The 1,305-nt window shown below is 30.5% G+C and carries 1 protein-coding gene; it reads right to left on the minus strand.

Going from position 1 to position 1,305, the window contains the following annotated elements; all coding sequences use genetic code 11:
* Nucleotides 1–1,134, minus strand: a 1,134-nt coding sequence (locus tag ACKTTC_RS13160; RefSeq protein ID WP_408040298.1) for a tetratricopeptide repeat protein, incomplete at its 3' end; no start/stop codon positions are given.
* Nucleotides 1,135–1,305: the final 171 nt, after the last annotated feature.

The raw sequence follows: 1,305 nt of genomic DNA on the forward strand, positions 1-1,305 counted from the left end.
ACCATCTAAAAAGTATCTGTAATCTCCTTTAGCTTGTAGTTTATTGTTTTCTAAAACAGCTTTTGTGTTTCCTTGCAAGTCTAATACTTGTACATGTATATAAGCTTGTTCATCTAGTGAGTAAGAAATCACTAAATCATTATGAAAAGGATTAGGATATAGTTTTATAAAACTATTTTCCTGTTCTGCTAAAGCTAAAAGTATATCATCTGTAAGCTCTACATCGGTATTATTAAAAGTTTCCTTTTTACGCAAGATAAAACGTAAAGGCATTCCTGTTTCGTTCCAATCTTTTACATAGTTTTCTATAGTTCCAACTAAATACGTCAGCCCTTTATACTCCTTTGTTTTTAAATCACAAGAAAGCAAACTATAGTCTAAATGTGTTGGAATGATTTTATTAAAAGACTCATGAGACAATACTAAGTTTGCATCATTTTCAAAAAATAAAGTATTGTCTATTTTTAATAAATCATTTCTTAAAGTCTGTTCTCCAAGATTAATACTAGAAGTTAGCGTACCTGTAGTTTCATCCAGTTGAAAATCAATTAATACTTCTTCTTTGCCTTCTATAGTATTTTGTGACCAATCTAATTTTACTAATGTACCTTTCCAATTACCTAATAAGACACTTTCTTTAATTTCCTGTACTGTAGTAATATCGGTATTATCAGTATTTAGTAATTCCGTATTATTTAAGTTATTACTTTGGTTTTCTGTATCACCTAGAATTGTGCTTTGTGTTGTTAACTCTAAAAGTTCATTAGCTTTTAATACGTTTTTATTTGTTCCGTAGCCTTTTAAATAACATACACCAAGCCAATATTTAGCCATTGGATGCTCGCTTTTTTGAAACCATTGGAAAGCTTTATTATAGTTTTGTTTAATGTTCCCAAAGCCTTTAAAGTATAAATACCCTAGAGAGTAAGCTGCTTTGTCATTTTCTAGATTTGCAGCCTTTTCAAACCACTTTCTAGCCTTTTTTAAGTTCAATTCACAGCCTTTACCATATTTATATAGAATTCCTAATTCAGTCATAGCAAAATCGTCTCCCTGTTCTGCTGCTGCTTGATACAATTCAAAAGCTTTTTTATAACCTTCTTCATTGTTTTTAGCTTGGTAAAGTTTCCCCATTAGTAGCTGAGCTTTTGGATGCTCTTTTTTCAAACAAGGTTTAATTAGTTCAATGGACTTTAAAGAGTCTTTAGCATAGTACTGATCGCCTTTTAGATAAAACAAGGCTTCTTGTACATTGAAATCACAATCGATTTCTTTTTCTTGTGCATTTAGACTCGCATTAGATAG

Source organism: Tenacibaculum amylolyticum (assembly GCF_964511145.1).
GTDB classification, from domain to species: Bacteria; Bacteroidota; Bacteroidia; order Flavobacteriales; family Flavobacteriaceae; genus Polaribacter; species Polaribacter amylolyticum.